The sequence below is a fragment of the Mycobacterium sp. pR1184 genome (assembly GCF_041287235.1).
In the GTDB taxonomy this organism is placed as follows: domain Bacteria; phylum Actinomycetota; class Actinomycetes; order Mycobacteriales; family Mycobacteriaceae; genus Mycobacterium.
The window spans coordinates 450008-463304 of record NZ_JBGGKR010000002.1 but is presented as its reverse complement, the minus strand read 5'-3'; the positions used below and the strand labels follow the sequence as shown (position 1 = coordinate 463304).

General features: G+C 64.9%; 13 protein-coding genes and 1 pseudogene. 6 read left to right on the top strand and 8 right to left on the bottom strand.

Going from position 1 to position 13297, the window contains the following annotated elements:
- Position 1: 1 nt before the first annotated feature.
- On the top strand, positions 2 to 823 hold the full coding sequence (locus tag ACAG21_RS05450) for an acyl-CoA dehydrogenase family protein (protein ID WP_370494934.1): 822 nt from the start codon (positions 2 to 4) through the stop codon (positions 821 to 823).
- 46 nt (positions 824 to 869) lie between these two features.
- Positions 870 to 1184, top strand: a complete 315-nt coding sequence (locus tag ACAG21_RS05445; RefSeq protein WP_370494933.1) for a DUF4190 domain-containing protein — start codon at positions 870 to 872, stop codon at positions 1182 to 1184.
- Here ACAG21_RS05445 and ACAG21_RS05440 read toward each other — a convergent pair.
- A complete protein-coding gene (locus ACAG21_RS05440; protein WP_370494932.1) occupies positions 1181 to 2356 on the bottom strand; it encodes an acyl-CoA dehydrogenase family protein in 1176 nt (391 codons plus the stop codon). The genes ACAG21_RS05445 and ACAG21_RS05440 overlap by 4 nt on opposite strands.
- A 239-nt stretch (positions 2357 to 2595) precedes the next feature.
- Between ACAG21_RS05440 and ACAG21_RS05435 the strand changes: the two genes are divergently transcribed.
- The 3 genes and pseudogenes from ACAG21_RS05435 to ACAG21_RS05425 all read left to right on the top strand — a co-directional run bounded on the left by ACAG21_RS05435 (position 2596) and on the right by ACAG21_RS05425 (position 4405).
- On the top strand, positions 2596 to 3246 hold the full coding sequence (locus ACAG21_RS05435; RefSeq protein ID WP_370494931.1) for a TetR/AcrR family transcriptional regulator: 651 nt from the start codon (positions 2596 to 2598) through the stop codon (positions 3244 to 3246).
- 152 nt (positions 3247 to 3398) lie between these two features.
- Positions 3399 to 3527: pseudogene (locus ACAG21_RS05430) on the top strand (cytochrome P450); the annotation flags it as partial.
- Between the two features lie 38 nt (positions 3528 to 3565).
- Complete coding sequence (locus ACAG21_RS05425) at positions 3566 to 4405, top strand: mycofactocin-coupled SDR family oxidoreductase (RefSeq protein WP_370494930.1); 840 nt, start codon at positions 3566 to 3568, stop codon at positions 4403 to 4405.
- A gap of 77 nt (positions 4406 to 4482) precedes the next feature.
- On the opposite strand, the gene ACAG21_RS05420 is transcribed toward ACAG21_RS05425, so the two are convergent.
- Both ACAG21_RS05420 and ACAG21_RS05415 read right to left on the bottom strand, forming a co-directional pair.
- The gene (locus tag ACAG21_RS05420) at positions 4483 to 4899 is read right to left on the bottom strand and encodes a DUF5313 domain-containing protein (protein WP_370494929.1); all 417 of its coding nucleotides are present in this window, start codon (positions 4897 to 4899) and stop codon (positions 4483 to 4485) included.
- Between the two features lie 9 nt (positions 4900 to 4908).
- Positions 4909 to 5394 carry a MarR family winged helix-turn-helix transcriptional regulator gene (locus tag ACAG21_RS05415; RefSeq protein WP_370494928.1) on the bottom strand — a complete coding sequence of 162 codons (486 nt, stop codon included), beginning with the start codon at positions 5392 to 5394 and terminating at the stop codon, positions 4909 to 4911.
- 107 nt (positions 5395 to 5501) lie between these two features.
- On the opposite strand from ACAG21_RS05415, the gene ACAG21_RS05410 reads away from it, so the two are divergent.
- Positions 5502 to 6341 (top strand): SDR family NAD(P)-dependent oxidoreductase, encoded by an 840-nt coding sequence (locus ACAG21_RS05410; RefSeq protein WP_370494927.1) that lies wholly within the window; start codon positions 5502 to 5504, stop codon positions 6339 to 6341.
- Here the strand turns inward: ACAG21_RS05410 and ACAG21_RS05405 are convergent.
- Genes ACAG21_RS05405 through ACAG21_RS05385 form a run of 5 tightly spaced genes read right to left on the bottom strand, consistent with a single transcriptional unit; the run spans position 6338 to position 13280 of the window.
- Positions 6338 to 8752, bottom strand: a complete 2415-nt coding sequence (locus ACAG21_RS05405) for a CaiB/BaiF CoA transferase family protein (RefSeq protein ID WP_370495046.1) — start codon at positions 8750 to 8752, stop codon at positions 6338 to 6340. The genes ACAG21_RS05410 and ACAG21_RS05405 overlap by 4 nt on opposite strands.
- Entirely contained in the window at positions 8749 to 9744 is a 996-nt protein-coding gene (locus ACAG21_RS05400; protein WP_370494926.1) for an enoyl-CoA hydratase/isomerase family protein, read from the bottom strand. Before ACAG21_RS05400 ends, ACAG21_RS05405 begins: the two co-directional genes overlap by 4 nt.
- A gap of 2 nt (positions 9745 to 9746) precedes the next feature.
- Positions 9747 to 10874 carry a M24 family metallopeptidase gene (locus ACAG21_RS05395; protein ID WP_370494925.1) on the bottom strand — a complete coding sequence of 376 codons (1128 nt, stop codon included), beginning with the start codon at positions 10872 to 10874 and terminating at the stop codon, positions 9747 to 9749.
- A complete protein-coding gene (locus ACAG21_RS05390; RefSeq protein ID WP_370494924.1) occupies positions 10864 to 12108 on the bottom strand; it encodes a M24 family metallopeptidase in 1245 nt (414 codons plus the stop codon). The genes ACAG21_RS05395 and ACAG21_RS05390 overlap by 11 nt, the downstream gene beginning before the upstream one ends.
- On the bottom strand, positions 12108 to 13280 hold the full coding sequence (locus ACAG21_RS05385) for an amidohydrolase family protein (protein WP_370494923.1): 1173 nt from the start codon (positions 13278 to 13280) through the stop codon (positions 12108 to 12110). Before ACAG21_RS05385 ends, ACAG21_RS05390 begins: the two co-directional genes overlap by 1 nt.
- Between the last annotated feature and the right edge of the window lie 17 nt (positions 13281 to 13297).

Genomic DNA, 13297 nt, shown 5'->3' with positions numbered 1-13297 from the left:
CATGGACCTGACCTCAGACTCCGAGGAACTGCAGCTGCTGACCGAGTCGGTGCGCACCGCGATGGGCGCGGCTTCCGGCGCCAAGCTCGATGCGGCGCTGGCCGAACTCGGTTGGCACGACATGTTGGACGAAATCCCAGACATCGCAATACCTTTGGTGTTCCGTCTGCTCGGCGAGACCGGGGCGCACGCGCCCGTGCTCAACGACGTGGTGCTACGCGCGGCCGGACGATCCCCCGGCGGCGTCACCCCGCTCCCGTTCGCCGGAGACTCCTGGGTGGTCTGGAAGCGCGAAGACATCCCGAGTTCGGCTGTCGACAACGACTTGCCGATACATCCTGTCGCAGAAGGCGATTCGGCTGCGCAGGCTGGACTGGGCGCCGGCCGGCAAGCATTGGGCTGGTGGCTGGTGGGTACCAGCCGCGCGATGCTCGCACTCGCGCGCCAGCACGCCCTGGACCGAGTGCAATTCGGCCGCCACATCAGCTCGTTCCAGGCGATCCGGCACCGGCTGGCCGAGACACTGGTAGCGATCGAAGGCGCCGAGGCGACCCTGCGCGCCGCGACCGCCGCATCGCAGGACCCCGACGACCTGGCCAGCTTGCTGGCCAAAGCGGCAGCCGGTCAGGCCGCACTGACCGCGGCGCGGCACTGTCAGCAAGTGCTCGGCGGTATCGGTTTCACGGCCGAACACCGGCTTCACCACCACATCAAACGGTCGCTGATCCTGGACAACCTGCTTGGCAGCGCCCGGGAACTGACCTTACAGGCCGGAGTAGCTTTGCGGGCCAAGGGATTTGCACCGCGGCTGGTGCAGCTGTAGCGCCTGCGAGTCGCGCGCGGGCACGTATTGCCTAGTATTAGCGCACATGCGCTATCACGTGGAACCTCGAAATCAGGCCGGCGTCGCCGCAGTGGTCCTGGGTGGGTTGGCACTCGCCACCTGCTGGTTGCTGATCGGGGTGCCGTTGGGTATCGCGGCGCTGATCACGGGCGACATCGCCCGCCGGCGAGCGAGCCGCGGTGAAGCCACCAATCCCCGGGCCGCGGTGGCCGGCATGGTATTAGGGACGGTGGCGATCGTCGCCGGGCTCATCGCCATCGGCTACTACTCCTGGCTGGATACCCAGGATCCCGACCGATTGCAGCGATGCCTGGACAATCCCGCCACCACTAACTGCTAACCGCGGGGTAGTCCCAGGACTCGTTCGGCGATGATGTTGCGCTGAACTTCGGACGTGCCGCCGGCGATGGTCGCGGCGAAGGTGCGCGTGTAGCGGTCAAACCAGCTGCCGTAATGGCTGTCCAGGTTGAGCGGAGCGAATGGCGCGGTGACCCCGCGCAACGCCAGCCCGTCGCCCCCCTTGGCGTTCAGGGCGTCCTCGCACGCGCGCTGCATCGCCTCGGAACCGAGCAGCTTGAGCACCGACTGCGCGGGCACGTCTTCTTGGCCGCGCGCGGCTTTGGCCAATGTCGCCGACCCCAGCAAGCGCATCGCGTAAAAGTCCATCACCAGCGTGGCGTAGCGATCCCGCTGCACGGGTCCGGTAGGCCTGGACTCGACCGTCAGCGCGTGCAGCATGTCGGCGTAGTCCAGCCACAGCATGGCGCGTTCATGGCCGAGTGAACCGGTCGCGACGCGCCAGCCCGCGTTGAGCTCCCCGACCAAGTTCTGCACCGGCACTCTCACGTCGGTGAAGAAGACCTCGTTGAAGTCGACGTCTTCGATGTCGGCCACCGAGGCGAACGGACGACACACCACACCGGGGGTGTCGGTCGGAATCAATAAAGCGCTGATTCCCTTGTGTTTTGGCGCATCGGGGTCGGTGCGCACGAACGTCAGCAACACGTCAGCGTGATGGGCACCCGATGTCCACACCTTCTGTCCGTTGACGACGAACTGGTCACCGTCGAGCACCGCGCGCGTCTTCAGCGAGGCGAGATCGGAACCCGCGCCGGGCTCGCTCATTCCCAGCGACGCCGTCATCTCCGCGCGCAGAATCGGCACTGCCCAGCGCTGCTTTTGTTCCGGCGTCCCGAACGACAGCAATGACGCCGCGATGATGCCCACGCCCTGCGGGTTGAAACTTTGATAGATCCGCCGCCGCGACAACTCCTCGAGGTAGACGTATTGCTGCAAGAGCGTGGCATTACGACCGCCGAACTCCGGGGGGTTCCCGGGTATCAGCCACCCGTTGTCGAACAGCAACCGCTGCCAGCGGCGGGCCCACTGCGGAATGTCCGAACTCGATTGCGGCCGTTCGCCCGTCTGCGCCGTGTCGAGGGGATTCGCGTCCAGGAAGGCCGCGAACTCCGCACGGAAATTCTCGACATGGGTGTCAAAGGTCAGCTGCACAGCACTCCCTTGAATTCGCCAGCGCGTGGATTGTCGGTAGATCCGGGTTTCCGCCGACGGCTCGGTTCACTCTTGCGATTCCGCTTCTATACACACGTCTAGGAGAATAGTATTCTCGTGTTGAGAAAGTTACAATCTCCGACACCTGGTCCGAGAGGGGGTCGAGCGCAGCGATGTCACGGCGTTCTCCGGTAGAGTCCAATCATGTTCTCCCCTCGCGGCAATCGTCCGAGCCTTCCGTGACCAACCCAAGCGAAGAGCCAGCCTGGAAACAACGCGCCGTCGAACGATCGATCAAGACGGCGAAACTGCGTGCGGCGCAGCGCGTTCAGCGCTTCCTCGACGCGGCGCAGGCCATCATCATCGAAAAGGGCAGCACAGACTTTACCGTCCAGGAGGTCGTGGACCGCTCCCGCCAGTCACTGCGGAGCTTCTACCTGCAGTTTGACGGCAAGCACGAGCTGTTGCTCGCATTGTTCGAGGATGCGCTGAGCCGATCGGCCGACCAGATCCGGGCCGCCACCGAAAGCCATTCCGACCCGCTGGAGCGCCTCAAGGTCGCCGTGGAGCTGTTGTACGAGGCCTCACGACCGGATCCCACGGCCAAACGCCCGCTGTTCACCGACTTTGCCCCGCGGTTGCTGGTAACGCACCCCGCTGAGGTCAAGATCGCTCATGCACCGCTGTTGGCATTACTGACCGAGCTCATGGAAGCGGCTTGCGACGCAGGCAAGTTGCGCGACGGACTCAATCCTCGCCGCATCGCCGCGATGACGATGCAGACGGTGATGTTCATCGCACAATCCAGCGGCGGCTCCGACGATGCGACGATTCATCCGATCACCGCTGACGAGGTGTGGGACTTCTGCTCTGCCGGATTCGTCGCCTGACACCAGCCGCGAAACGCCTCGGTCATCGCCCGACCTGAGCAAATAGCGCACCTGATTTGCCTGGCGAGAATCAGGTTCTCTAATATCTAGAATTACAAATAGCCGAAACGGATTCGTCGTTGACACCCCGGGGTGATGACACGGCTCAGTGGCGGCACCGCATCGCGCTCGAGGAGATCCTCAAACGCTTCCCGGAGTGGGACGTCGACCTTTCCGAGTGCAAGCTTTCCCCGACATCGACGGTGCGGGGATGGGAGGCAATGCCGGCTCGGCTCCGCTGAGGCGTGCCGAGAAATCGAGTCAGGAATTGAGGGTAGTGATGACTGGACGTGTTGAAGGCAAAGTTGCTTTCGTCACCGGGGCGGCGCGTGGTCAGGGCCGTGCACATGCGGTGCGGTTGGCCCAGGAGGGCGCCGACATCATCGCGGTGGACATCTGCAAGAAGATCGACACCGTGGATCTGATCGCCGCCTCCACGCCGGAGGATCTGGCCGAGACCGCAGACCTGGTGAAGGCACAGAACCGTCGGATCTACACCGCCGAGGTCGATGTCCGGGATTATGACGCGCTCAAGTCCGCGGTGGACACCGGCGTCGAGCAGCTCAGCAAGCTCGACATCATCGTCGCCAATGCGGGCATCGGCAACGGCGGCCAGACGCTGGACAAGACCAGCGAAGCCGACTGGACCGCAATGATCGACATCAACCTCGCCGGCGTGTGGAAGACGGTGAAAGCCGGTGTGCCGCATATCCTCGCGGGCGGCAACGGCGGTTCGATCATCCTGACGAGCTCGGTCGGCGGCCTCAAGGCCTATCCGCACACTGGGCACTACGTCGCCGCCAAGCACGGTGTGGTGGGTTTGATGCGCACCTTCGCCGTCGAGCTCGGCGCGCAGAACATCCGCGTCAACTCGGTGCACCCGACCAACGTCAACACCCCGCTGTTCATGAACGAGGGCACGATGAAGCTGTTCCGTCCCGACCTGGAGAACCCGGGGCCCGAAGACATGAAGGTTGTCGGCCAGCTGATGCACACCCTGCCGATCGGCTGGGTCGAGCCCGAGGACATCGCCAACGCGGTGCTGTTCCTGGCATCCGACGAGGCCCGGTACATCACCGGCGTCACACTGCCCGTCGACGGTGGCAGCTGCCTCAAGTAGCCGTTCCTAGCGCCGAACGCCGGCTCGTTGTGCTCGAAAGACCTTGATTAGCAGGGAAAGTCGAAGTTCAGCCGCCGCTAGAACGGACTGCTGTTGGCCTGCCATTCGGCCTCGGCCGGCCGTGGCCCGTAGCGGCGGGCGTAGTCCTCGTGCATCCGGGCCTGCTTCTGACGGTTGATCACGTCGACCAGGTTCGGATCCAAACCGTGGACCGCCAACCGGTGACGGCGCCAAACCTTGTTGAGCGCGAAGTTAACCACCAGCGCCCACGCGTACAGGGGCACGGTCATCTCCGTGTGCACATAGAGCGAGGCCGGCAGCAGCCAGAAGGGGGCGAGCACCAGCAGGGGAGGTATCGCCCACCTGATCATGTGCCGGCGGATGGCTCCCGGGCCGGCCAGGTCGTTTGCGACCCAGCTGCGCATCGAGTCCGGCAGGCGCCGGCCGTAGGCATAGCCGATGCGTTGCCACAGATTGGGTTTCGCGGTGGTCATGGTGACTCCTCAGGATTGCAAAGCGCCCGCCGCCACGGCGGCCGCGTTGATTCGGGTCAGGACCTGGTGCAGGTTCTCGAGTTCGGCCAGTTCGACACCCAGTCGTTCGACGACGGCGGGCGGAATCTCAAGTGCGCGCTCGCGCAAGGCGATTCCGCGCTCGGTGAGCGTGACATCGGTAGTGCGCTCGTCGATGACGTTCTTGGCGCGGGTGATCAAGCCAAGTCCCTCCAACCGTTTGAGCATCGGCGACAGCGTGGCCGACTCCATCTGCAAAGCGGTCGCGATCTGCTTGACCGACAGCGGGGGTTCGTTCGCCGCCTTCCGATGATCCCATAGCGCCAGCATCACCAGGTATTGCGGATGGGTCAGACCCAGCGGCTCCAATAGTGGTCGGTACACCGCCAACACCGCGCGATTGGTGGTCGCCAACGCGAAGCACACCTGGTGCTCGAGGGCGAGCGGATCGATCTCGCGGGCGGTCAGCGTGGCCATGTTTGGATCGTAGCCTAATAGTTAGTGTCCTATCTATATGAGGCCCCTCACAGCTACGACGAGACCGGGATCCGGCCGCCGGAGCGGGAGGAATACCCTCGGACTCCATGGACGGATTCGAGGGACGCGGGGCAGTGATCACCGGCGGTGCAAGCGGGATCGGCTTGGCCACCGCGACCGAGTTCGCCCGCCGCGGCGCCCGCATCGTGCTGGCCGATGTCGACAAGTCCGCGCTGGAACATGCCGTGACACACCTCAGGAGCGAGGGCGCCGACGCGCACGGCGTGGAGTGCGACGTGCGGCACATCGAGGAGATGGTTCATCTCGCGCAAGAGGCGTTCCGACTGCTCGGCCAGGTCGACATCGTCTTCAGTAACGCCGGCATCGTCGTCGCGGGCCCGCTCGTCGCCATGACCCACGAGGACTGGCGCTGGGTGATCGACATCGATCTGTGGGGTTCGATCCACGCCGTTGAGGCGTTCGTTCCGAGGCTGGTCGAGCAGGGCAAGGGCGGCCACATCGCCTTCACCGCCTCCTTTGCCGGGCTGGTGCCCAACGCCGGCCTCGGGGCGTACGGCGTTGCCAAGTATGGCGTTGTCGGCCTGGCCGAGACGCTGGCTCGCGAGGTCAAGGACAACGGGATCGGCGTTTCGGTGCTCTGCCCGATGGTCATCGAAACGAAGCTGGTCTCCAACTCCGAACGCATTCGCGGCGCGGACTATGGACTTGCCTCGACGCCCGATCTGACGGAAAGCTTCGGGCCGCTACCGCCGACCCAGGATCAAGGCGTGACGGTCGAGGAAGTCGCGCGGTTGACCGCCGATGCAATCCTGGCCAACCGGTTGTACATCCTGCCGCACGAGGCGGCTCGCGCCTCGGTCAAGCGCAGGTTCGAACGCATCGACCACACCTTCGACGACCAGGCCGCCGAAGGCTGGAAGCACTAGCCCGACCGCATCACGGGTGTTACGCCGATAACTCCGCCGGCTTCCAGGTCGGCGATCTCTGTCGGGCTCAAGCCCAGTTCAGCGAGCAGCTCATGGTTGTGTTGTCCCAGTGTGGGGGCTGGATGTGCGTGAAACACCGTCGGCCCGTTGGAGAATCGCATCGGCACGGTGCTCAGCCTCGCCCGCCCGTTCACCGGATGCTCGACTTCTTCGAAGAAACCGCGAAATGTCAGCTGCTCCAACTCGGTCTGCCGATGTGGTTGCAAGACCTTGGCCACCGGGACCCCGGCGTCCCAGAGCGTTGCCACGATGTCGTCGCGGGTACGGTTCTCACACCAGACGGCGAGCTGTTCGTCGATGGAATCCTGGTGCGCCCGCCGGCCGGCCTCGGTCGATAATACGGGATCGGTTGCCCAAGAAGGTGATCCGAGCGCCCGGGATAGATTTTCCCACTGCTCGTCGCTGGCCACCGCAATGGCGACCCAGCTGTCGAGCCGGCCGAACTCGTCGATATCGGCACTGCGGTAGAGATTCTGCGGCACCGCCGCAGGTCCGTGGTTGCCGTCGCGCTCCAGCAGCGCCGCGTATGCCGAGTACTCGATGACCTGCTCGGCGGAAATGCTCAGCGCCGCGTCGACCATCGCCGCTTCCACGAACACGCCCTCGCCGGTACGGCGGCGATGCTCGAGCGCCAGCAGTATTGCGTTGAGCGCATGCACACCGGCGTTGGGATCGCCGATCGAATACGGGTCATACGGCGTGCGATCCGGGTAGCCGGTGAGCCAACTGACACCGGATGCGGCTTCGATGACGTACGCGAAGGCCGGGTTGTCGCGCCACGGTCCGTCCAGGCCGAAGCCGGGCATCCGCACCATCACCACATCCGGCCGAATCGATTGAACAGCAGCGAAATCCAGACCGATCTGGTCCAGCACCCGAGGCGTGAAGTTCTCCACGATCACGTCACAGGTAGCGATCAGCTCCCGCAGCAGCTCCCGGCCCCGCAAGCTCTGCAGGTCCAGCGTCAGACTCTTCTTGTTGGTGTTGAGCGCCTCGAAGATCGGCGACTTCTCCCACCACTGCTCCTCGGTGACCGGTATGCCGGCGATCAGCCGGGTGCCATCCGGACGACGGGTGGACTCGAGGTGAATGACCTCGGCACCGAGCATGGCCAAGAAGTGGGTCCCGCAGGGACCCGCCCAGAACGTCGTCATATCCAGCACCCGAAGCCCGTTGAACGGCAACGGCATTGCCATGTCGGTCGGCTCGGGCCGCGGCGGCAAGTTCGCGGTGCGGTAGTGCTCGGTGTGCTCCCCGAGCCGCGGCGCCGGTTGCGGGCTGCGCAGTTGTGCGGGCCGCATCCGATACGGGTGACTCGGCTGCCAGAAGCCGCCCGGATTGCGCACGAACGAACCGCGTTCCACGAATTGATCGAACGAGGTGACATTCGCGCCGTTGGCGACCGGCGCGTTGGGAATCCGGAATGCCGAGGCCAGTTCCCGGATTTCGTCGACCGGGGTCGCGGCCACCCACTCGAAGATCTCCTCGGCGTAGACGTTGGCCAGCTCGGTGATCGACAGCGGCGACTCCTCGTCGATCCACTCGGGATGACCCACCATCGCGCACAAGTCGAACCACTGCTGCGCCGTGCCACACCCGAGATCCACCAGGCCGTCCTTCGCCTGAGCCACCCCCGGAATGGTGGGCCGCCGCGTGTCTCGCCACGGTCGGCCAAGCAGTTCGAAGTAGGTCACCGGGTAGTAGGTCAGGCACAGGACCTGCGTTTCCAACATCGACAGATCGAGTAATTCGCCTGCACCGCCGTGGATCCGGTGCCATCGCGATGTCAGGGTGGCCACACTTGCATAGACTCCGGCCAGGTACTCGCCTACCTGCCCGCCGACGAAGACGGGCGCCCGCTCCTGCTCGCCACGCCCGAGCCCCACGATCCCGCCCGACCACGCCTGCAGCGTGAACTCGGTCGCCGCGCGGTCTCGCCAAGGGCCTTCCAGCCCGAACGGCGTGATCGCGGTGACGGTGAGATGCGGGTGGCGGCGATGCAGGGCATGCGGCGAAAACTCCGGGTATTCAGCAACTTTCGAACCGGCCGACCAGACCACCGCATCCGACGATGCCAGTAGGCGGTTCACCAGGCCGGCGTCCTGAGCGACGTCGGCGACCACACTGTGTTTCGCACCGGCCAGGAAACGGAACAACGCGCCGTCACCGTCAGCCGGGATGGGGGCGCCGGATGCCGACCACTCGCGCAGCGGGTCGCCTTCTGGTGCTTCGACTTTGATGACGGTGGCGCCGCCGTCAGCCAGCAGCTTGGTGCAGTACGCACCCGCGATGCCGGTCGATAGATCGACGACCGTATACCCGGCCAGTGGCGGTTCGACGGGTGCCACTATGTCTTTCTCTTCGCTTTGGTGTCCTTGGCGGCACGCCCCTTCCTGCGCGCTTTCTTGCTCAGTGCCCAGTCGTCGGGGAACTTGCTGTCGTTGTCTTTGACCGCATCGCCTAAACCCTGTTTGACGGCGTCATCGATCGTCAGCTCGTCGCCACTGTCCGGACGGACGCTGCCGCCCATCGATTCGAAGACGCCGCTGAGCATGCTGCCCAGGTACTCACCCTGGAACTGCTTCATGATTTCGAAGAAGACCTTCTGCATGAAGACCGTGTCGGTGGGGCGATTGCGCGCGCACGCCAGCGCGTACTTCGCTACTTCTGCCTCGAGTTCGTCCCGGGGCACCACGCTGTTGAGGAAGTTGCAGTCGTACATCTCATCCGCGGTGAAAGCCCGTCCGGTGAAGACCATTTCCTGGAATTTGCGGATGCCCATCGTCTGCGCCCACCACCACATGCGGGGTCCCCAGCCGTAGTAGCGAAACGACGGATGCCCGAACAACGCGTCGTCGCTGGAGATCACCAAATCAGCATCGGCCGCCTGGTAGAAGTGCCAGCCGTAGCAGTAGCCCTTCGCCTCAAGGATGCTGATCTTCTTGAAGTCCTGCAGGCCGCGGATGCCGGAATTCGGGTTGGCATACCACTGGCCCAGGGTGGCGCCGTGGCGAAACGACCCCTGCGGCGGATATCTGACGTCGTCGGGGCCGATGCGGTATTCGGCAAGCCGTGGGCCTTGGTCGGCCGCATCGCGGACCCGCATCACCTCGGTCAGGTCCGCACCCGACCCGAGATCGTCGCCGGCGCCGCGAACCACCAAAACCTTGACGTCATCGTCAATGCTGGCCTGGTGCAACAACTCCGCGTAGCGCAGCCGCGCGGCGATCGTCGGCGCGTTGAGATAGTCCGGCCGGTCGAAAGTGATCGTCGCGATTCGCGTCGTCGCGTCTTTGTGGTACCGGATGATCTCTTCGGCCGCCGGCTCCGAGGGCTCAGGCATGGCTACGGTTGCCAGGACGGGCTCGCGGTAAGCACTTCGGGACCGTCGGCGGTGATCAGGACCGCTTCCCGCCCGAATACCGCACCGACTCCACCTTCCCACACGTAGCCGGTCACGGCGAGCACCATCCCCGGCTCCAAACGTTCCTCGGCTGCCGTCGAGGGCAGGTGCTTGGAGACGACGGGCGGGTCGAACCCCATGCCCAGACCGCGTGCCACCGGCATCGGCGGCTCGGGCTCCCCGGCGGCACGGTAGGCGGCCAGCAATTCGCTCGCTAAGGCACCGGGCCGGCAGGCGGCAATCAGCCTGCCCCACAGGCCTTCCCAACGCGCGTACAACGCGGCGGCGCCGTTGGGTGCATGCTTGCGATCAGCCGGCCAGGTCCGCCCGACCTCGCCGACATAACCGCCGGCCAGCACTCCGGCGGAGAATGCCACCAGATCACCGTCCTGGATACGGCCGTCACCCTCGGCCCGCCGCCACGGGTGCGCACGCGAAGTCACCCATGCGACATCTTGATTCGACGGCGTGCTCACTCCACCGGCCGCCGAGGCCTCCAGCAGGACTCCGGCCAGTGCTTGTTCGCTGACCCCCGGCCGCAACTCCGATACCGCGGCCGCAAGAGCCGACTCGACGACCGCGACGGAGTGCCGCAGCGCGGCAATCTCCTCGGCCGTCTTGATTCGGCGCGCGGCCCGCATCGCCAGCTCGCCGTCCACCAGTTGCGCATGAGGGAATGCCGTTGGCAACAGTTGTGCGAAAACCGGTGAGAGCGCGTCGGTTCCGACCCGCCGAGCGGTTGCCGCACCCGGTATGCGCTGCAGCGCAGACATCGTGTTCATCGGATTCCACGAGATGCCGTAGAGATTCTCGTGCGGGATGTCCTCGGGGATGCCCTCGTCCCACGTGCTCAGTAGGTGCACCGCACCGGTCTCGCGCACCAGCACGCAGCTTGGGCCGAACGGTCGCGTGCCCGCGACCCAGAGTTGTGGCGCGCCCGTTACGTAGCGAACGTTGGCCTGCCGCCCAAGAACCAGGACATCGAGATCATGGGCCGCCATTTGCTGCAGCGCCCGCTGGCGACGGCCCGAACGCAGGGTGCGCGCGTCGGGCAGGACTTCAGTTGCCATAAGGGTCATAGGGGTAGTTGGTCAATCGAATCCAGCCTTCCTCGGTAATCACCAGGACCTCCTCGCTGCGGTAGCCGCCGGTGCCGTCTTCCCACACCACGGGTTCCAGGACCAGCACCATCCCGGACTTGAGCACGAAATTCTCGTCGAACTCCTGGCCGAGATCCGTTCCGATCATTGGCATTTCGGCGGCGTTGACGCCGATGCCGTGGCCCAGATAGAAGTGCGGCAACCACGGCTTGGTGCCACCATTGGCCTTGATCGCGGCCCGTCCCAGATCGGCGGCGGTGGCGCCGGCCTTGGCGACACCCAGCACCGCGCTCATGATTTCGAACCATTTGTCGAACTGCGCCTGCTGGCGCGGTGACGGGTCGCGACCGACGAGCCAGGTGCGCCCGAAATCGGAGCAGTAACCCTGGTAGGTGATGCTGACGTCGGTCCACAACACGTCGCCTTCGACCAGCTCGCGCTCGGTGCTCAGCAACGGCAGTGCCAGGTCGCCGTGTGTGGTCCACACGCCTTCGGCCTTGCTCGGCGGCATCACCTGCCAGATCGGCTCCAGCATGCTGGCCGTGGCCCCCAACTCGAAGGCGCGGCGCAAAAAGCTTGCCGACAAATCGATCTGACGGATCCCAGGGGCCAGCCGTTTCTGGACTTCCACCATGGCTTCGTCGGTGATACGTATCGCGGTGCGCATGCACGACAATTCGTCCGGGGTCTTGACCGACTTGGCCGCACTGACGATCGCCGCTGCGTCTACGGGAGCGCCGCTGGGGAACAACAGGTTTGCGGCGCGAGACATCGCTCCCGTGCACTCGTCGACCGCGATCACCGCACCGGGCGGAATCAGGTCTGCAACCGTCCGCGCGAAATCGGCGACGCCCTCCTCGAATTCGAGGTAGACCGGCCCGTGCAGGTGATCGGCGGGCAGGTCGGATTCGTGCGACGCTCCCTCACGGAACGGCAGGAACAGGTGCGGCCATTCGTCGCCGCCGACCACCACGGCCACCGGTCGCTCGACATAGGACAGCCCGGCGTCGCCAAGTGGCCAGCTGGCACCGGTAGCGTAGACCACGGCATTGTTGCCCAGCAGGATCATCGCGTCCACGCCACGTTCGGCCATCGCCGAGCGCAGCCGGGCCCCGGTCTCGCGACGCAGGCGGGCAAGGTCGGGTGTTTCGGGAATCACCAGTCCGTTACCGGTGCTGGTGCCCAGTTGCGCGAAGGTCGTCACTACAGGCCCAAGAACTTCGTGATGTTGTCGCTGACGATCTTCTTCGCATTCGCCGGACCGACGGCCCCGACGACAGACTTCAGCGACTTCTCGGAATAGCCGTACGTGCTTTCGTTGTGCGGGTAGTCGCTGGACCACATCACCCGGTCCACGCCGATCTCGTCGATCAGCCGCAAGCCCAGCGGGTCGACCATGAACGATGCGGTCATGTGGGTGTCCCAGTAGTAGCGCACGTCGTGCTCGAGCTGGCGGTTGAACATGTGCTGGTAGGACGCCACCAGGTGTTCGGCATCTTGCAACGCCCAAGGCACCCAAGCGATCCCACCTTCGAACCAGCCGATCCGCAGCCCGGGATGATCGTCGAGAATTCCGGTGAAGAGGTACTTGGCGAACTGCTCGCGGAAGCCGTCGACGTTGATCATCATGCCGACCACCACGCTGTTGAACTCGCATGGGGTTTTCGGCGGGGTCTCGCCGATGTGATGCGTCACCGGGAGGCCGGCGGCTTCGATCTCGTCCCAGACCGGCTTCATCGCGGTGCTGCCGTAGTCGATCACGTTGCCGTCGTCGTCCTTGCCCGGGTTCAACGGCAGCAGGAAAGTCTTGAGTCCCAACGACTTCAATTCGGCCAGCGTTCGCCGGGCTCCTTCCGGCTCCCACCAGTTGATCAGGCCCGCACCGTAGAAGTGGCCGTTGGAACGCTCCTGCAACTCGGCGATGTACTCGTTGTATATGCGGAAGGCCAGTTCACGAAGTTTCTTGTCCGGGTAGTGGAAGAGCGCCAGGATTGCGTTGGGGAACGCGAGCTCCTTGTCGACGCCGTCCTCGCGCAGCTCCTGGATCCGTGCCTCGATGTTGGTGCTCGCGGCGCCGGGCAGGTCGTCGTACTGCATCAGCACGGCGCTGAAGTCGCCCGGCAGGAACGACTGTCCTTTGCGCCCGACTTGATAGGCGCCGTCCTCGTACCAGATCCGCGGCGCCTTGTCCTTCAGGTCATCCGGGAAGCGGTCGAAGAAGATGTCGTCGGCCAGCGAAATGTGGTTGTCGGCCGAGAAGACGACGGTCCCCTCCGGAAGCCCGACATCGCTGCCCACGGCGTGGCCACGCCGATCCTTGGGAGCGCCGTAGCCTCCGGGCGGGTAGAGCGAGGCGGTGGTTGTCGACGTTGACATTATTGACCCTCCATTCG